Origin of the sequence: Agrobacterium sp. CNPSo 2736 (assembly GCF_004005385.1) — a bacterium.
GTDB classification, from domain to species: domain Bacteria; phylum Pseudomonadota; class Alphaproteobacteria; order Rhizobiales; family Rhizobiaceae; genus Agrobacterium; species Agrobacterium leguminum.
This window is the reverse complement of record NZ_RZTX01000015.1, coordinates 1-17,470: the sequence shown is the minus strand read 5'-3', so window position 1 is coordinate 17,470 and position 17,470 is coordinate 1. Positions and strand designations below refer to the sequence as shown.

Annotated in this window: 16 protein-coding genes and 1 pseudogene; 10 read left to right on the top strand and 7 right to left on the bottom strand. The window is 60.4% G+C overall.

What is annotated here, in order from left to right; genetic code table 11:
• The first annotated feature begins 4 nt into the window (after positions 1-4).
• The 6 genes from glgC (at position 5) to EM858_RS20765 (ending at position 8,019) form a co-directional block, all read left to right on the top strand.
• Positions 5-1,267 (top strand): glucose-1-phosphate adenylyltransferase, encoded by a 1,263-nt coding sequence (gene glgC, locus EM858_RS20790; RefSeq protein WP_003522150.1) that lies wholly within the window; start codon positions 5-7, stop codon positions 1,265-1,267.
• A gap of 5 nt (positions 1,268-1,272) precedes the next feature.
• Complete coding sequence (gene glgA, locus EM858_RS20785; RefSeq protein WP_127757841.1) at positions 1,273-2,715, top strand: glycogen synthase GlgA; 1,443 nt, start codon at positions 1,273-1,275, stop codon at positions 2,713-2,715.
• 4 nt (positions 2,716-2,719) lie between these two features.
• Positions 2,720-4,348, top strand: a complete 1,629-nt coding sequence (locus EM858_RS20780; RefSeq protein WP_127757840.1) for an alpha-D-glucose phosphate-specific phosphoglucomutase — start codon at positions 2,720-2,722, stop codon at positions 4,346-4,348.
• Between the two features lie 105 nt (positions 4,349-4,453).
• Complete coding sequence (gene glgX, locus EM858_RS20775; protein WP_127757839.1) at positions 4,454-6,409, top strand: glycogen debranching protein GlgX; 1,956 nt, start codon at positions 4,454-4,456, stop codon at positions 6,407-6,409.
• Between the two features lie 54 nt (positions 6,410-6,463).
• Positions 6,464-6,952, top strand: coding sequence for a MaoC family dehydratase (locus EM858_RS20770; RefSeq protein ID WP_020809754.1), 489 nt, complete (start codon positions 6,464-6,466; stop codon positions 6,950-6,952).
• Between the two features lie 23 nt (positions 6,953-6,975).
• A complete protein-coding gene (locus EM858_RS20765) occupies positions 6,976-8,019 on the top strand; it encodes a DUF2332 domain-containing protein (protein ID WP_127757838.1) in 1,044 nt (347 codons plus the stop codon).
• On the opposite strand, the gene EM858_RS20760 is transcribed toward EM858_RS20765, so the two are convergent.
• From EM858_RS20760 to EM858_RS20740, 5 genes are read right to left on the bottom strand one after another with little or no spacing between them, the layout of a single operon-like run.
• Positions 8,016-8,570 (bottom strand): sarcosine oxidase subunit gamma, encoded by a 555-nt coding sequence (locus EM858_RS20760; RefSeq protein WP_127757837.1) that lies wholly within the window; start codon positions 8,568-8,570, stop codon positions 8,016-8,018. The genes EM858_RS20765 and EM858_RS20760 overlap by 4 nt on opposite strands.
• Complete coding sequence (locus EM858_RS20755) at positions 8,563-11,523, bottom strand: sarcosine oxidase subunit alpha (protein WP_127757836.1); 2,961 nt, start codon at positions 11,521-11,523, stop codon at positions 8,563-8,565. The genes EM858_RS20760 and EM858_RS20755 overlap by 8 nt, the downstream gene beginning before the upstream one ends.
• Positions 11,520-11,834 carry a sarcosine oxidase subunit delta gene (locus EM858_RS20750; protein ID WP_003508553.1) on the bottom strand — a complete coding sequence of 105 codons (315 nt, stop codon included), beginning with the start codon at positions 11,832-11,834 and terminating at the stop codon, positions 11,520-11,522. The genes EM858_RS20755 and EM858_RS20750 overlap by 4 nt, the downstream gene beginning before the upstream one ends.
• Positions 11,835-11,845: 11 nt before the next feature.
• A complete protein-coding gene (locus EM858_RS20745) occupies positions 11,846-12,256 on the bottom strand; it encodes a hypothetical protein (RefSeq protein WP_164865504.1) in 411 nt (136 codons plus the stop codon).
• Positions 12,256-13,509, bottom strand: coding sequence for a sarcosine oxidase subunit beta family protein (locus EM858_RS20740; protein WP_127757834.1), 1,254 nt, complete (start codon positions 13,507-13,509; stop codon positions 12,256-12,258). The genes EM858_RS20745 and EM858_RS20740 overlap by 1 nt, the downstream gene beginning before the upstream one ends.
• A gap of 317 nt (positions 13,510-13,826) precedes the next feature.
• Here EM858_RS20740 and rpsU point away from each other — a divergent pair, with 317 nt between their 5' ends.
• On the top strand, positions 13,827-14,054 hold the full coding sequence (rpsU, locus tag EM858_RS20730; protein ID WP_003508541.1) for a 30S ribosomal protein S21: 228 nt from the start codon (positions 13,827-13,829) through the stop codon (positions 14,052-14,054).
• 133 nt (positions 14,055-14,187) lie between these two features.
• Positions 14,188-15,084 (top strand): tetratricopeptide repeat protein, encoded by an 897-nt coding sequence (locus tag EM858_RS20725; RefSeq protein ID WP_080819947.1) that lies wholly within the window; start codon positions 14,188-14,190, stop codon positions 15,082-15,084.
• Between the two features lie 72 nt (positions 15,085-15,156).
• Here the strand turns inward: EM858_RS20725 and EM858_RS20720 are convergent, their stop codons facing one another.
• Complete coding sequence (locus EM858_RS20720) at positions 15,157-15,423, bottom strand: DUF6074 family protein (protein WP_077984785.1); 267 nt, start codon at positions 15,421-15,423, stop codon at positions 15,157-15,159.
• A gap of 340 nt (positions 15,424-15,763) precedes the next feature.
• On the opposite strand from EM858_RS20720, the gene EM858_RS20715 reads away from it, so the two are divergent.
• Together EM858_RS20715 and EM858_RS20710 are read left to right on the top strand one after the other, a co-directional pair.
• Complete coding sequence (locus EM858_RS20715) at positions 15,764-16,042, top strand: exopolysaccharide production repressor protein (RefSeq protein WP_127757890.1); 279 nt, start codon at positions 15,764-15,766, stop codon at positions 16,040-16,042.
• Between the two features lie 110 nt (positions 16,043-16,152).
• Positions 16,153-17,142 (top strand): glycosyltransferase family 2 protein, encoded by a 990-nt coding sequence (locus EM858_RS20710; protein WP_127757833.1) that lies wholly within the window; start codon positions 16,153-16,155, stop codon positions 17,140-17,142.
• A gap of 57 nt (positions 17,143-17,199) precedes the next feature.
• Here EM858_RS20710 and EM858_RS27330 read toward each other — a convergent pair.
• Positions 17,200-17,470: pseudogene (locus EM858_RS27330) on the bottom strand (IS481 family transposase); the annotation flags it as partial.

The window sequence follows — 17,470 nt, the reverse complement described above, 5'->3', positions numbered from 1 at the left end:
CACCATGTCGGAAAAAAGAGTTCAGCCTTTGGCACGCGATGCAATGGCCTATGTCCTCGCAGGCGGCAGAGGAAGCCGCCTGAAGGAATTGACGGACCGCCGGGCAAAACCCGCCGTCTATTTCGGCGGCAAGGCGCGCATCATCGATTTTGCGCTCTCCAACGCGCTCAATTCCGGCATTCGCCGCATCGGCGTCGCCACGCAATACAAGGCGCACTCGCTCATCCGCCACCTGCAGCGCGGCTGGGACTTCTTCCGTCCCGAGCGTAACGAAAGCTTCGATATTCTGCCAGCCTCCCAGCGCGTTTCCGAAACGCAATGGTATGAAGGCACGGCCGACGCCGTCTACCAGAACATCGACATCATCGAGCCCTATGCGCCGGAATATATGGTCATCCTCGCCGGCGATCATATCTACAAGATGGATTATGAATACATGCTGCAGCAGCATGTCGATTCCGGCGCCGACGTGACGATCGGCTGCCTTGAAGTGCCACGCATGGAAGCGACCGGCTTCGGCGTGATGCATGTGAATGAAAAAGACGAAATCATCGATTTCATCGAAAAGCCGGCCGATCCGCCGGGCATTCCCGGCAATGAAGGCTTCGCTCTCGCCTCGATGGGCATTTACGTCTTCCACACGAAATTTCTGATGGAAGCCCTGCGCCGCGACGCTGCCGACCCGACTTCCAGCCGCGACTTCGGCAAGGACATCATTCCCTATATCGTCGAGCACGGCAAAGCCGTCGCCCATCGCTTCGCCGATAGCTGCGTGCGTTCGGATTTCGAGCATGGCCCTTACTGGCGCGACGTCGGCACCATCGACGCCTATTGGCAGGCCAATATCGACCTGACGGATGTGGTGCCGGACCTGGATATCTATGACAAGTCCTGGCCGATCTGGACCTATGCGGAAATTACCCCGCCGGCGAAATTCGTGCACGATGACGAGAACCGCCGCGGTTCGGCCGTGTCTTCGGTCGTCTCCGGCGATTGCATCATTTCCGGCGCCTCCCTGCAGCGCAGCCTGCTGTTTACCGGGGTGCGCGCTAATTCATACTCCCGCCTTGAGAATGCCGTAGTACTGCCGAGTGTGAAGATCGGGCGTCATGCCCAGCTCAGCAATGTCGTCATCGACCATGGCGTGGTCATTCCGGAAGGACTGATTGTAGGAGAAGACCCAGAACTGGATGCCAAACGTTTCCGCCGCACCGAAAACGGCATTTGCCTTATCACCCAATCGATGATCGACAAGCTGGACCTGTAGAGCCCATGAATGTCCTTTCGGTTTCATCCGAAATCTATCCCCTGATCAAGACCGGAGGGCTCGCCGACGTTGCCGGCGCGCTCCCCATCGCGCTGGAAGCCCATGGCGTCAAGACGCGCACATTGATACCCGGATATCCGGCGGTAAAAGCCGCCGTGACGGACCCCGTCAAATGTTTCGAATTTACCGATCTGCTCGGCGAAAAAGCCGATGTGCTCGAAGTGCGGCATGAGGGGCTCGATCTCCTCATTCTCGATGCGCCCGCCTATTACGAGCGCTCCGGCGGCCCCTATCTCGACCAGACCGGCAAGGATTACCCTGACAACTGGAAGCGTTTCGCGGCGCTGTCGCTGGCTGCGGCCCGCATTGCCGCCGGCGCGCTTCCCGGCTGGCGGCCGGATATGGTGCATGCCCATGACTGGCAGGCCGCCATGGCGCCGGTCTATATGCGTTATGCCGAAACGCCCGAGATTCCGAGCCTTCTCACCATCCACAACATCGCTTTTCAGGGCCAGTTCGGCGCGAATATCTTCAGCAAACTTGCATTGCCCGCCCATGCCTTCGGCATGGAAGGCATCGAATATTACAACGATGTGAGCTTCCTGAAGGGCGGCCTGCAGACGGCAACGGCGCTCAGCACTGTCAGCCCGTCCTACGCCGAGGAAATCCTCACCCCGCAATTCGGCATGGGGCTGCACGGCGTCATCGGCAGCCGCGCCCATGTGCTGCACGGCATCGTCAACGGCATCGATGCCGATGTCTGGAACCCGGCGACGGACCATCTGATCCACGACAATTATTCGGCGGCCAATCTCAAGAACCGCGCCTTGAACAAGAAGGCTGTCGCCGAACATTTCCGCATCGACGATGATGACAGCCCGCTTTTCTGCATCATCTCCCGCCTCACCTGGCAGAAGGGCATCGATCTCATGGCGGAAGCCGTGGACGAGATCGTTTCCCTCGGTGGCCGCCTCGTGGTGCTGGGCGCAGGAGAAGTGGCGCTGGAAGGCGCGCTTCTGGCGGCCGCGTCCCGCCACCATGGCCGCGTCGGCGTTGCCGTCGGTTATAACGAGCCGCTGTCGCATCTGATGCAGGCGGGCTGCGATGCGATCATCATTCCCTCGCGTTTCGAGCCCTGCGGGCTTACCCAGCTTTATGCGCTGCGTTATGGCTGCATTCCGGTCGTCGCCCGCACCGGCGGCCTTGCCGACACGGTGATCGACGCCAACCATGCCGCCATCGCCAATAAATCGGCGACCGGCGTGCAATTTTCACCCGTCACGCTCGATGGTCTGAAACAGGCGATCCGCCGGACCGTCCGTTATTACCACGACCCGAAACTATGGACACAAATGCAGAAACTCGGAATGAAATCCGATGTTTCCTGGGAAAAGAGCGCCGGTCTTTACGCCGCGCTTTACAGCCAGCTTATTTCGAAAGGCCATTGAAACAATGATCAAGACCGTTCAGACGAAGCCCTATCAGGACCAGAAGCCGGGCACATCCGGCCTGCGCAAGAAGGTGCCAGTCTTCGCCCAGGAAAATTACGCCGAGAACTTCATCCAGTCGATCTTCGACGCGCTTGAGGGCTTTGAGGGCCAGACGTTGGTAATTGGCGGTGACGGCCGTTATTACAATCGTGAAGTCATCCAGAAGGCGATCAAGATGGCCGCCGCCGCCGGTTTCGGCAAGGTTCTGGTCGGTCAGGGCGGCATTCTCTCCACGCCTGCCGCCTCCAACGTCATCCGCAAATACAAGGCCTTCGGCGGCATCGTGCTTTCCGCCAGCCACAACCCCGGCGGACCGAACGAAGATTTCGGCATCAAATACAATATCGGCAATGGCGGCCCCGCACCGGAAAAGATCACCGATGCGATCTATGCCCGCTCGAAGGTCATCGACAGCTACAAAATCTCCGACGCCGCCGATATCGATCTCGACAGGGTGGGCAGCTTCAAGATGGACGACCTGACGGTCGAGGTGATCGATCCGGTTGCCGACTACGCCGCCCTGATGGAAGAGCTGTTCGATTTCGCCGCCATCCGTGCGCTGATCGCCGGCGGTTTCAAGGTCGTAGTCGATTCCATGAGCGCCGTCACCGGCCCCTATGCCGTGGAAATCATCGAAAAACGCCTCGGCGCACCGAAGGGCTCCGTCCGCAACGCAACGCCGCTGCCGGATTTCGGCGGCCATCACCCTGACCCGAACCTTGTCCATGCCAAGGAGCTTTATGACGACGTCATGAGCCCGGAAGGCCCCGATTTCGGCGCCGCTTCCGATGGCGATGGCGACCGCAACATGGTGGTCGGCAAGGGCATGTTCGTCACCCCGTCCGACAGCCTCGCCATCATCGCGGCCAATGCCAAACTGGCCCCTGGCTATGCCGCCGGCATTTCCGGCATCGCCCGCTCGATGCCGACCAGTGCGGCAGCCGACCGTGTTGCCGAAAAACTCGGCCTTGGCATGTATGAAACGCCGACCGGCTGGAAATTCTTCGGCAATCTCATGGATGCCGGCAAGGTAACGATCTGCGGCGAAGAAAGCTTCGGCACCGGCTCCAACCATGTGCGCGAAAAGGACGGCCTGTGGGCCGTGCTCTACTGGCTGAACATCGTCGCCGCGCGCAAGGAAAGCGTGAAGGACATCGTCACAAAACACTGGGCCGAATATGGCCGCAACTATTATTCCCGCCATGACTACGAGGAAGTGGATTCGGACGCCGCCAACACGCTGGTCGCAACCCTGCGCGAAAAACTCGCCACACTTCCCGGCACCAGCTACGGCAATCTGAAGGTCGCGGCGGCGGATGATTTCGCCTATCACGATCCGGTCGATCAGTCGGTGAGCAAAAATCAGGGTATCCGTATCCTGTTCGAAGGCGGTTCGCGCATCGTGCTGCGCCTCTCCGGCACGGGTACTGCGGGCGCCACGCTTCGCCTCTATGTCGAGCGTTATGAGCCGGATGCGGCCCGTCACGGCATCGAAACGCAGGAGGCGCTTGCCGACCTGATTTCCGTTGCCGATACGATCGCCGGCATCAAGGCCCATACCGGCCGCAACGCACCGAGCGTTATTACGTAAGGGCTTGCCGCCCGCTCATGAGGGACGCACTGAAAGCGTCTCTCACTCGGCCTTGCCTCCCTTTCCATTCTGGAAGAGAAACACCATTTCCCGGAGAGACAGACCATGCAGACACCTTCCGTTTTCCCCAAAGGTGCAATCCAGACGGAAAACGGAACGGAATTCACGGTCTATTCCCGGCACGCCTCGCAGATCGATCTCTGCCTTTTCGATGCGAAGGGCGAAAAAGAAACGGCCCGTTTGCCGATGACGCGCGGTGAAGATGACGTTCACCGGTTGGCCGTCTCCGATGCCGGCCCTAGCACAAGATACGGCTTCCGCGCTCACGGCATTTACGCCCCCGAACACGGCCTCTGGTTCGATCCTGCGAAACTGCTGCTCGACCCCTATGCCACGGAGATCGACCGCCCCTTCCGGCACGATCCCGCGCTTTACGCCTTTGGTGCGGAAACCGGCGGGATCATGCCGAAGGCGATCCTTTCGCAGCATGAGCCGGTCCGGCGTCAACCGCCGCTTTTTGCCGAAGGCGGGCTGATTTACGAACTCGCCGTCAAATCCTTCACCCGGCTGCATCCTGAAGTGCCGGAAGAGATCAGGGGCACCGTTGCCGCCCTTGCCCATCCCGCCATTGTCGCGCACTTAAAAAAAATCGGCGTCGATGCGGTGGAATTGATGCCGATCACCGCCTGGATCGATGAGCGCCACCTGCCGCCGCTCGGCCTTTCCAATGCCTGGGGTTATAATCCCGTCGGCTTCATGGCGCTCGATCCACGCCTCTGCCCCGGCGGCGTGCGGGAATTGCGCGATACGGTTGCGGCACTGCATGCGGAGGGCATCGGCGTCATTCTCGATCTGGTCTTCAACCATACCGGCGAAAGCGATATCGAAGGTTCTATCCTGTCGTTGCGCGGGCTCGATAACCTCACCGCCTTCCGCCATCCGCCGGGAAAGCCGGGTGTGCTGGTCAACGATACCGGCACCGGCAACACGGTTGCCTGCGATCATCCCTATATTCGCCAGATCATTGTCGATTCCCTCCGGCATTTCGTTCTGAATGCCGGGGTGGACGGCTTCCGTTTCGACCTCGCGCCCGTGCTCGGGCGAACGGCCAATGGCTTCGACATGGCAAGCGAAACGCTCGCGGCCATGCATTCGGACCCCTTGCTTTACGACCGCCTGCTGATCGCCGAACCATGGGATATCGGCCCCGGCGGATATCAGCTGGGCAATTTCCCCGAAAGCTTTCTGGAATGGAACGACCGCTCCCGGGACGATATGCGCCGCTTCTGGCGCGGCGACGCCGGCACCACCGGGGCGCTGGCCGACGCGCTTTCCGGGTCTTCGCCGATATTTTCCCGCCATGGCCGCTTAAACAGCCGCAGCGTCAATTTTCTCGCCGCCCATGACGGTTTCACCCTGTTCGATCTCGTCAGCCACGAACACAAGCACAATGAAAAAAACGGCGAGAATAATCGCGACGGCCACAATGAAAACCACTCCTGGAACAATGGTTTCGAAGGCCTGACTGATAACCCTGCCATTGTCGCCGCCCGCATTGCGGATGTGAAGGCGCTGCTTTCCACCCTGTTCGTCAGCCGCGGCGTCTTGATGCTGACCGCCGGCGATGAGGGCGGCCGCAGCCAGCATGGCAACAACAACGCCTATTGTCAGGACAATGACATCACCTGGGTCGACTGGTCTTCGCTTGCCCCCGAACTGATCGATCACACCGCATTTCTCGCAGCGCTTCGCAAACGCTTCGGCGTCTTTTCCGAGACCGGCTTCTTTTCCGGCAGCGGCGATGTGACATGGCTTGCCCCGGGCGGGGAACCCATGACGGTTGCGGACTGGGAAAACCCGAATGGACCGGCCTTCGCCATGGTGCTTTCAACATCGGACCGGGAAACGGGCGACGAGGTCGAGCTTGCGGTTCTCATCAATCGCGGTCGCGAAGTCGTTCCTTTCACGCTGCCCGGCAATGGCTGGCATGCGATCGGCACGGATTTCGGCAATCCCGCCTTCCTGCCAGCCCGCTCCGTGGTGTTTTATCTGCGCAGTTGATCCCTTCGCGTCGCCAGCCGTATAAGTCCCTGGAAACAATGCGGACGAGGTAACATGACAAAAGAAATTGCGCTGGCGGAGATGAAAAATCTGGTCGGCACGGAAATGGGCGTTTCCGACTGGATCACCGTCGATCAGACGATGATTGACGCCTTCGGAAAAGCGACGCTGGACGAACAGTTCATCCACACCGACCCGGAGCGCGCCAAAGCGGAAAGCCCCTTTGGCGGCACCATCGCGCATGGATTCCTGACGCTGTCTCTGCTTTCGGCGTTGAATTACGATGCCCTGCCCCGCATCCGCGAACAGACCATGGGCATCAATTACGGCTTCGATGCGGTTCGTTTCGTTACGCCGGTCAAAAGCGGTGCGCGGGTGCGCGGCCGCTTCACGCTGGCGGAGGCGCGTTTTCGCGGCGCGGCCATGTTGATGACGACCTATGACGTGACGGTGGACATCGAAAACGAGAAAAAGCCGGCGCTTACCGCCCGCTGGACCACCATCAGCCAGTTCAACCCGGAGGACAGGCCGGAAGACGCCTGAAACCGCAGCAAGGGAGAGACCGCATGCATGACGAAGCCGTAAGGAATGCGTTTCTCGTGCAGGCAAGAGCCTGCGACAGCCTCGGCTCGCCCTTTACCGCGCGGCTCTGCCGCGCCATGGCAGCAAGACTCGACCGCGATACCGAGGTGGGCGAGCGGATTTTATCCTGGCCCGGCGATGTCGGCCCCTCGGGCGATTCCGTTCCCCTGCGGCTGGCAGGCGCCCTGCATGCGCTCGCCATCGAAGAAAAGATCGCGCCGCTTGCCGATATCCCGCCGGAAGACGAAGAAGCGCTCTGGCAGGCCTGCGCCAGCGCCCTGCGGTTTCATTCCGCCTTCATCCTCGAAAGGTTGAAATCACCGCCGCAGACCAACGAGGTTCGCCGTTCCGCCGTTCTGCTGCCGGGCTTTCTTTCGATTGCGGCACTGACCGGCAAGCCGCTGGTGCTTTCCGAAGTCGGAGCGAGCGCTGGCCTCAACCTGCAATTCGACCGTTACCGATATCGCCTCGGCGACCTCACCTGGGGTGAACAATCCGATGTTTTCCTGTCACCGGAATGGCGCGGCGACACGCCCGCCCATGAGCGGATCGAGGTTATCGAGCGCGCCGGCTGCGATCTCAACCCGCTCGACCCGTCATCCGCCGAAGATCGCCTGCGGCTGATGTCCTATGTCTGGGCCGACCAGACAGACCGGCTGGAGCGAACCGCCGCCGCCCTGCGGATAGCGGTGGAGCATGGTCTGCATGTCGAAAAGGCAGACGCGGTCGACTGGCTGAAACGCCGCCTTGCCACGCAATATGCGGGTGCTGTCCACGTCGTCTATCACTCAGTCGCCTGGCAATATTTGCCCGATGGACTGAAACAGGCAGGCGAGGCTGTGATTGCCGAAGCTGGAACCCGCGCCACGCCGGATGCCCCGTTTGCCCGGCTGCAAATGGAGGCGGACGCGACACCGGGCAGCGCCGCCATTACCCTGCAGATCTGGCCGACCGGCGAAAAGCAGGAAATCGGCCGAGCCGATTTCCATGGACGATGGGTGGAATGGCGGGGGTGGATGGCCGGTTAAACCGCCACGTCCTCAGCCGCTTCCTGCAACAGCCCGCCGACATATTCCGCAAAGGAACGCCAGCATTCCACCCGGAACGTATCGTCCGCCGTGCGCAGCAGCACCACTTCCGCCTTGCCGAAAACGGTGCGTGAGCACGCGCCGACAGGGAACTTTGCGAGAGAAAGATCCTGCGGGCAGCCGGCATTGAGTGCCGCTTCCGCACCGGCACCGGAGACGATGACGGCCGTGTTACGGTGGGAAATATCGGTTGCCGAAAACAGGCCGGAAACGCCGGAGAGAGCCGCCATCAGGTCGCTTTCGCCCTGATCGATCACCAGCCATTCATCCGGGCCGAGCCACAGGGCGGACCGCAGGCCCGAGGTGATGGAGCTCTTCGGACGGGCAGGCAGGGCAAGACCGAGCGCTTCCGAAAGTACCGGCAGGGCGCTTTCCCGGGCGCGCAGCGACAGCCGCGATGCGGAAGCCGCGGGCTTCAGCGAAACGAAGGGAGAGCCGCCGTGAAAATCCTCGAGCACGGATTTGCGTTTTGCGTGAAGTTTGTCAGCCATTGAGACGGGCTCCTTCCTTGTCGAGGAAGACCATGTCGGTCACTTCGACGGCAATGGTTTTATCGGCGAGCGGAATATAGAGCGTTTCGCCCATGCGCGCCCTGCCATCCGCCACCAGCGCGAAAGCGATGGAATGGCCGAGATTTTCCGACCAGTAGGCGGAGGTGACATGGCCGAGCATGCTCATGGGTTTCGGCTGGTTTGGATCGACAACGGTCTGGCCGCCCTCGTCCGGAACGGTCAGCCGGTCTTTCGTCTTCAGCCCGACAAGCTGTTTGCGGCCGGAGCGCGTGAGATCGGGGCGTTTCAGTCCGCGAATGCCGACGAAATCCGTCTTCTTCTTGGAAACGGCCCAGGCAAGCCCGGCATCGTCTGGCGTCACCGTGCCGTCCGTATCCTGGCCAACGATGATATAGCCCTTTTCCGCACGTAGAATGTGCATGGTCTCGGTGCCATAAAGGCAGCCGCCCACGGCTTCCGCCCTTTCGCGGATCGCCGACCAGACGGCTGCGCCGTAATCAGCCGGAACGTTGATTTCGAAACCCAGTTCGCCGGTGAATGACACGCGGAAGAGCCGCGTCGGCACACCGCAGAATGTGCCTTCGGCCACCGCCATATGCGGGAAGGCCTCCGGCGAGAGATCAATGCCCTCGACGAAGGGCGCGATAACCTCGCGCGCCTTCGGCCCCTGCACGGCAATCACGGCCCATTGCTCGGTGGCCGAGGTGAGCCAGACATTGAGATCGGGGAATTCGGTCTGAAGATAATCTTCCATGTGCTGGAGAACGCGCGGCGCGCCACCCGTGGTCGTCGTCACGTGGAAACGGTCTTCGGCAAGACGCCCGACAACGCCGTCGTCGTAAACGAAGCCGTCTTCGCGGGTCATGATGCCATAACGGCAACGGCCGGGTTTCAGCGTGTCCCAGGCATTGGTGTAGATGAGGTTCAGGAACTTCGCCGCATCCGGGCCGACCACTTCGATCTTGCCGAGCGTGGAGGCATCGAACACGCCAACGCTTGTCCGAACCGTCTTGCATTCGCGGTTGATCGCCTCATGCATATCCTCGCCCGCCCGCGGGAAGAACCAGGCGCGCTTCCAGTTGCCGACATCCTCGAACACCGCACCAGCCGCAAGCTCTTCCTCGTGCATCGGCGTCTTGCGGGCCGGGTCGAACAACGCACCGCGCGAATGGTTGATGAGCGTGCCGAAGGTGACCGGCGTATAGGGCTGGCGGAAGGTGGTGAGACCGACCTTGGGCAAATCCCGGCCAAGCACTTCAGATGCGATGGCAAGGCCATGCATATTGGACATCTTGCCCTGATCGGACGCCATGCCATTGGTGGTGAAGCGCTTGATATGCTCGACCGAATGCATGCCTTCGCGCACGGCAAGGCGAATATCCTTGGCGCAGACATCGTGCTGGAAATCGATAAAGGCCTTGACGCCGGTGCCCTCACCCGCGCCTTCGGCCGCACCGATCATGCCGCCTGTCCAGGTCCTGGCATTCTCGCCGGAAAACTCCACGACGCCGCCACCGGCAGCCGCGGCCTCGGCAATCAGCGCGGAAAGATCGTCCGTGCCATTGCAGGCGCCGATGGAGACACCGTTCTGCACATGGATATCTGGCAGGAAACGTTGGTTAGCCGCGTCAAACTTCAGCTTGCCACGCGATTGCGAGAAGAGATGCACCGAAGGCGTCCAGCCGGCCGAAACCACAAGCGCATCGATGGCGATCTTGCGCTTGTTGGAGCCGCCATTGCGGCCGACGGTCATCGAGGAGACGCGCAGGCGGCCGGCGGTGTTGTAAACGCTGTGGCCCGCCAACACTTCGATGCCAAGCGCGCGCGCCTCATCCAGCAGGCGCTGATCCGGGTTCTCGCGGCAATCGACGATGGCGGCGATCTTCACCCCGGCCTTCTTCAGATCGAAGGCCGTCTCATATGCCGAATCATGGGCGGTGTAGACCCCGACATTTTGTCCGACGGCGACGCCGTAATGGTTGAGATAGGTGCGTGCGGCCGAGGCCAGCATGATGCCGGGGCGGTCATTATTGGCAAAGACCATGTGGCGTTCGATCGCACCCGCCGCCAGCACGACCTTTTTGGCGCGCACCTGCCACAGCCGCTCGCGCGGCTGGTGTCTGGCGGGCGTGGCGAGATGATCGGTCACCCGCTCGGCCAGCGCCACGAAATTGTGGTTGTAATAACCAAAAGCGGTGGTGCGGGTCAGAACCCGCACATTGGGCAGGGACTTCAGTTCGGCAAAAACCTTCTGCGCCCATTCGTAACCGGGCAGGCCGTCGATGACAGTACCAGTGTCGAAACGCAGCGCGCCGCCGACTTCCGCATTTTCATCGACCAGAATGACGCTGGCGCCGGTTTTCGCGGCAGCAAGCGCCGCGGTCAGACCAGCGACGCCGGCGCCGGCCACCAGCACATCGCAATGGGCATAACGGCCGGAATAATGATCCGCATCCGGCTCGCCCGGCGCCTTGCCGAGACCGGCGGCGCGGCGGATCAGCGGTTCGTAAATCCTGTGCCAGGCGGCCTTCGGCCACATGAAGGTCTTATAATAAAACCCGGCCGCGAACATCGGCGACAGGAGGTCGTTGATCGCACTCAGATCGAAGGATAGCGACGGGAAACGGTTCTGCGAGGCGATGATCGCGCCGTCGAACACTTCCTGCACCGTGGCGCGCACATTGGGCTGCTTGCGCAGGCTGTCGCGGGAAACGTCGATCAGCGCATTCGGCTCTTCCGGCCCGGCCGACAGGAAACCGCGCGGCCGGTGATATTTGAACGAGCGGCCGATCAGATGCACGCCATTCGCCAGAAGCGCGGAGGCGACCGTGTCCCCCTCCAGCGCCTGATAAATCTTGCCATCGAAGGTAAAGCGCGCGGTTCTGGCCGGGGTGAGACGACCGGCCCCCTTGATACGAAAATCGCCACTCATTGCCCGGCTCCCTTTTCTGCGGAAAGGACCGTCTCAGTGTCGGGTTTCGGCTCACCCGCCTTGTAGGTCATCAGGAATTTGTCGCTGACCGAATCGCGGGCGGCGTTGAAGAAGCGGCCGCAGCCGTGAATGTGACGCCAGCGCTCGAAAACAAGGCCCTTGTCATTGTCGCGGATGAAGAAATATTCGGCGAAGGCCTCGTCGGAAATATCGGCGATGTTTTCCGGTCGGGCAATATGGGCTTCGCCCGCCCAGCGGAATTCCAGTTCGGAACGGTCTTCCCCGCAATAGGGGCAATGGATCAGAAGCATCGTCGCTCCACCTAGAGAGAATTTTCCGGAAGCGCTGTTCCGGCGGGTTGGTCACACAGCCGCTTTCCCATTGCTACGAAAGGGGAAAGCCGCTTTAAAAGCTGCTCGAAATTATCGAATGGCCTGAGCGCCGAGGCCCGGCCCATATTGACGATGGCAACCGCCATCATGTCGGTGTCGATTGCGAAGGGGTAATCCTGCTCGCCATCCTCCTTCTCGCCGACAAAATAAACCATTTTGTTCGCGAGACTCGGAGCACAGAGAAGCAGGCCTTTTTCCGCCGTGAAGGGCCAGTCTTTCTCACCCTGCATCTTCGCAATCTTCTGGCTGCGAAAATCCCTGGCCTCGGGAATGACGCTGCCGGCGGGCACGGCCACGGCCGCGCCTGATATGTTGATCGCAAGCATGGCCGCCGCCAGCATCAATGCGCCACCGCGGCAGCGGCAGCCTCATCGATAAGACGGCCGGTGCGGAATCGGTCGAGCGTCAGCCCCGCCGCCAGACGATGCGGTTCGCCGCGCGCGATGAGATGCGCGAAAAGATTGGCCGAACCCGGCGTCGCCTTGAAGCCGCCCGTGCCCCAGCCGCAATTGACGAAGAGGTTCGGCACCGGCGTCACGCTCTGGATCGCCGAGCGGTCGGGCGTGTTGTCGGTAATGCCGCCCCATTGGCGCATCATCTTGACGCGGCGGAAGATCGGGAACAGCTCGCAGATCGCGTCCAGCGTATGGGTGATGATCTGCAGGCCGCCGGTCTGAGAATAGGAGTTATATTGATCGGTGCCCGCGCCGATGACCAGCTCGCCCTTGTCAGATTGCGAAATATAGGCGTGGACCGTGTTGGACATGACGACGCAAGGGAAGATCGGCTTCAGCGGCTCCGAAACCAGCGCCTGCAGCGGGTTGGAATGCAGCGGAACGCGCACATCCGCCATTTTCATGATGACGGAGGAATGACCGGCGGCGGAAACGCCGATTTTCTTCGCGCCGATGAAACCGCGATTGGTCTCCACACCCGTCACCGCCCCGTCCGGCCCACGGCGAATGCCCGTAACCTCGCAGTTCTGGAGGATGTGCACGCCGCGATCGGAAGCCGCGCGGGCATAACCCCAGGCCACCGCATCGTGGCGCGCCGTGCCGCCGCGGCGCTGGAGTGCTGCGCCATTAATCGGATACCGCGCATTGCCGGAAATATCGAGCGGCGGGCAATAGGCTTTCGCCTGCTCCGGCGTCAGCCACTCATTGTCGATGCCGTAAAGACGGTTGGCATTGATATGGCGGCTGAAGGACTGCCGGTCATGGATATTGTGCGACAGCATCATCACGCCGCGCGCCGAATACATGACGTTGTAATTGAGATCCTGGCTCAGGCCTTCCCAGAGTTTCAGGGAATGCTCGTAAATATCCATGCTCTCTTCATAGAGATAGTTGGAGCGGATGATGGTGGTGTTGCGGCCGGTATTGCCGCCGCCGAGCCAGCCTTTTTCCAGAACCGCGACATTGGTAATGCCGTGTTCCTTGGCAAGATAATAGGCAGCCCCGAGCCCATGGCCGCCGCCGCCGATGATGATGACATCGTAATCCTTGCGCGGCTCGGGCGAGGCCCATTGCGCATCCCACCCCTTATGACCCCTGAGCGCCTCACGCGCCACGGCAAAAACGGAATATTTGCGCATTCGCAATCTGCTCCTTAAGAACCGGCCAGAGGCCGGAAACATGGCTTCGGCCCCTCATCATACACATGGCAAATCGGGATGGGAGGCAATATCCATTTTGCGACGTCGCAATGATTTTGTTTCGACATCGCAGGCACAATTCCGGGCAAGCCGCATTTTGCTGGGTGATTATGCGCTACCGGCTGGACTTGCTGCAAATGATCTGTTATTGCACGTCACCAATCGCCCGGCTCGACAGCCGAACGAACGATTTTTTATTTGCGTGCGAATGCCTTATTCACATAGCAAATTAACCAAACCAAAGGAACGGGATTCACGTGCAGGTACTAGTCCGCGACAATAACGTTGATCAGGCGCTCCGCGCCCTGAAGAAAAAGATGCAGCGCGAAGGCATTTTCCGTGAAATGAAAATGCGCGATTACTACGAAAAGCCCTCCCAGAAGCGCGCTCGCGAAAAGGCCGAAGCCGTTCGCCGCGTTCGCAAGCTGGCACGCAAGCGTGCACAGCGCGAAGGTCTGGTTGCAGGCCCCCGCGCAGGCCGTTAATAGGCCGTCTTTTGGACGTTTTTGAATGCTTGTTGGGCGGGGGCGATCAATTCGCCGCCGCTCTTTGTGTTTGTGGCCGGAGAACGCTCTTGAAAACGACCGTGAGACCGGCCTGCGAGGGAACCCACACCGAATGATCGCTGTCGACGCCTGTGTTGTGAAAAACTCCGATGCCTCCACGCGCCGGGTGCCATTGAAAAACAACAGAGGGTTCCGCGCTTCTCTGGTCGTCTGTACCGTCCTTGCCGGTCTTTCCGGCTGCGCGACATCCAACCAGACGGAAGATGTATTCAGGATCGACCGTGCCCAGGGTTCGCAGGAAAACATCGCCTCGCTCACCTCGGTCATCAACGCCAATCCGCAGGATCCCGAAGGCTATAACGTCCGTGGCTCGGCTTACGGCCGCGCCGGCGATTCGCGCCGCGCCATCGAGGATTTCAACAAGGCGCTGCAGCTCAACCCGCGCTTTTATCAGGCCTATGCCAACCGCGCGCTGGTCTATCGCAACTCCGGGCAGCAGCAGCAGGCCCTGCAGGACTACAACGCCGCCCTGCAGATCAATCCGAGCTACGATGTGGCGCTGATCGGCCGTGGCAATCTTTACCGCCAGTCCGGCCGTGTGAACGAAGCCTTCAACGATTTTTCCCGCGCCATCGAGCTTGAAACCACCGACGGACGCGCCTGGCACAATCGCGGCCTGATCTACCAGCTGCGCAACCAGCATGCCCAGGCCATCGAGGACTTCTCCAAGGCAATCTCGCTGTCATCGACCTCGCCGGAGCCCTATAACGGCCGCGGCCTTTCCTATGTCGCCTTGAACGACGATGAAAACGCCTTCGCCGATTTCAACCACGCCATTTCGCTGGATGGCAATGTGGCGGAATCCTGGGCCAACCAGGCGCTGGTTTATGAGCGTCGCGGCGAGATGGCCAAGGCCGCCAAGTCCTATGGCCATGCGGCCCGGCTCGACCCGAAATACAAGCCCGCACTCGATGGCGTTGCCCGCACACGCGGCGCCAGCGCTTCCTGATCAAACGGGGCATAAACAAAAAGCCGGCAGGTTTGACACCTGCCGGCTTTTTTTATGGAAAACGCTGAGGCCTCAATGGCTGTCGCGGCGTGCCTCTGGCGTGGCGTCGCCCGCCCACAATTCCGCCTGCACCGCGTTTTGAAATTCCATGACCTCACGCCGCATGGCGGCGTCCTCATAGCCAAGCGCCGTCAGACGGGCGGCCAGCTCGCGGCACTCCCTGCGCCAGAAATCATTCGCCTCCACACCATGCAGCCGGTCGAGCATGGTTGCACATCTTTTTACGTCGGCAATACGGTTCTTTGCCGGAAAGGCGATTACTTCTGAACTCGTTGTCACGCGGGCACCTTGCTCTTGCTGAGGAATCAATACCGACTTTTTAAAGGCGAGATGGTTAACGAAGTCTGCAGAGGGCGTGAGACAGCCGATAATGGCCGCAAGAGAACGATTTTATGCCTCTCAAAAGCAGGAAATCGCCTGGCAAGGCAGCCCCGTTTGGGGGAAGTCATCGATTACCGAGGAATTTACCAATCAAGATTACCGAAATTTCATGCCGCAACCGTTAGAAGAAGTATATGTGTGTTGAAACAGCACCGGTCTCATCGTATATTTCTTGCAAAGAAGAAAAATGCCGCAGCGCAGTCAAAAATGGAGAAATCGTTCTCGGGAGGAGAGCACCATGTATGCACCTCGTGTTTTTTTCAGCATGATCGGTGCATTGCTTACCTTTGCGGTTGCGACATATTTCATCCACGGCTCGTTCTATACGGCATTCATCCAGACCCTCATCTGCGCGGTCATTCTGCAAGTCGGTTATTTTGTTGGGATTGTCGTTCTGGTCGCCCGGGAAAAGCGGCGGATGCGCGAAACCTTCGCGCGGGATCGTGGCGCCGAGGCAATGCAGGCGGACGCCGTAAAAAGCCCGCCGCCGCACGGTGCAAAACTGACCGATATGTGAGCTTTCACGCAGCTTCATTTATTGCGTCGCAAAAAAATCGCTTGCATCCATACCCGTGACACTTTCTGCTGGCCAAATCCTGACGGTTGGTCAAAGCAGAAGGACAATCCATGGTGAGCGGTTCACAGCCCATTTGCGTCATCATCGCTGCGAAAAATGCATCCGAAACAATCGATATCGCCATACGTTCCGCCCTTGTGGAGCCGGAGGTCGGCGAAGTCGTGGTGATCGACGATGGTTCCACCGACACGACGAGCGATGTGGCGCATGCGGCGGATGACGGCACGGGCCGTCTGCGGGTCGTGCGATTCGAGGTCAATCGAGGCCCTTCGGCTGCGCGCAACCACGCCATCTCGATTTCGTCGGCGCCGCTCATCAGCATTCTCGATGCGGACGACTTCTTTTTCAGGGGCCGTTTCGCCGCCATGCTGGCCGATGACGAGTGGGATCTGGTGGCCGACAATATCGCCTTCATCCAGCAATCGGTCCCTGGCGCATCCTCCATGCAGCCGGCCCGTTTCGAACCGCAGGCGCGGTTTCTGTCGCTGACGGAATTCGTGGAAGGCAATATTTCCAGGCCCGGCGTCGAACGCGGGGAAACCGGGTTTCTGAAGCCAATCATACGCCGCGCTTTTCTCGACAAACATGCGCTGCGTTACGATGACGGCCTGCGGCTCGGTGAAGATTACGAGCTTTACGTGCGGGCGCTGGCCGCCGGCGCGCGTTACAAGGTCATCCGCCATTGCGGTTACGGCGCGATCGTGCGCGGCAACTCGCTGAGCGGCCGCCATCGCACCGAAGATCTTCGCCGCTTATACGAGGCGGACAAGGCCATTCTCGCCGGCTGCCGGCTTTCCGCCGAGGAAACGGCGATCCTGCGCGAGCATGAAAAACACATCCGCGCCAAATTCGAGCTTCGCCATTTTCTCGATGCGAAAAAGCAGAAGGGCATGGGCGGCGCGCTGAGCCATGCCCTTGCGCGGCTCCCCGCCCTGCCCGCCATCACGCGCGGCATCTGGAGCGACAAGACCGCCCGGTTCCGTAAATCGCCGCCGGTGCGGGATGTGCGTTATCTGCTGGACGGTACGCCGGTTTCGTAAGGGAAAAGACGACCTCCGCCAATTCTTTTCCGTCATCCTCGGGCTTGTTGTAAAGACCGGAGACGTCCCTGACAGATGTTCGGAGACATCCCTGACAGTTTTCATGGGTTTTCGAGGTTTATTTCTGCGACCTGAGTTGCGCCGAAGAAGACGCCATAGAGGCCGGTCTGGTTGAGGGATCGTATGGCGAGACGTTCGTTCCGGAAGGCGTTCGGCACCCGCCAGGCTTTGCCCTTGAAACTGACATAGCCCTTTGTTGAGCTGACGCATCGGATGGTTTCGCTGCTGTCGTAGGCCGGCTCTGGAAGTGCATCTGGAAAAGGACGCG

Bases quoted from the DNA above. Each gene is read 5' to 3' on its own strand.
- EM858_RS20755 (WP_127757836.1), bottom strand. From the start codon at position 11,523: ATGAGTGGCGATTTTCGTATCAAGGGGGCCGGTCGTCTCACCCCGGCC.
- EM858_RS20780 (WP_127757840.1), top strand. From the start codon at position 2,720: ATGATCAAGACCGTTCAGACGAAGCCCTATCAGGACCAGAAGCCGGGC.
- EM858_RS20725 (WP_080819947.1), top strand. From the start codon at position 14,188: ATGATCGCTGTCGACGCCTGTGTTGTGAAAAACTCCGATGCCTCCACG.
- EM858_RS20715 (WP_127757890.1), top strand. From the start codon at position 15,764: ATGTATGCACCTCGTGTTTTTTTCAGCATGATCGGTGCATTGCTTACC.
- glgC (WP_003522150.1), top strand. From the start codon at position 5: ATGTCGGAAAAAAGAGTTCAGCCTTTGGCACGCGATGCAATGGCCTAT.
- EM858_RS20750 (WP_003508553.1), bottom strand. From the start codon at position 11,834: ATGCTTCTGATCCATTGCCCCTATTGCGGGGAAGACCGTTCCGAACTG.
- EM858_RS20760 (WP_127757837.1), bottom strand. From the start codon at position 8,570: ATGGCTGACAAACTTCACGCAAAACGCAAATCCGTGCTCGAGGATTTT.
- EM858_RS20740 (WP_127757834.1), bottom strand. From the start codon at position 13,509: ATGCGCAAATATTCCGTTTTTGCCGTGGCGCGTGAGGCGCTCAGGGGT.
- EM858_RS20745 (WP_164865504.1), bottom strand. From the start codon at position 12,256: ATGCTGGCGGCGGCCATGCTTGCGATCAACATATCAGGCGCGGCCGTG.
- EM858_RS20710 (WP_127757833.1), top strand. From the start codon at position 16,153: ATGGTGAGCGGTTCACAGCCCATTTGCGTCATCATCGCTGCGAAAAAT.
- glgX (WP_127757839.1), top strand. From the start codon at position 4,454: ATGCAGACACCTTCCGTTTTCCCCAAAGGTGCAATCCAGACGGAAAAC.
- EM858_RS20770 (WP_020809754.1), top strand. From the start codon at position 6,464: ATGACAAAAGAAATTGCGCTGGCGGAGATGAAAAATCTGGTCGGCACG.
- EM858_RS20765 (WP_127757838.1), top strand. From the start codon at position 6,976: ATGCATGACGAAGCCGTAAGGAATGCGTTTCTCGTGCAGGCAAGAGCC.
- glgA (WP_127757841.1), top strand. From the start codon at position 1,273: ATGAATGTCCTTTCGGTTTCATCCGAAATCTATCCCCTGATCAAGACC.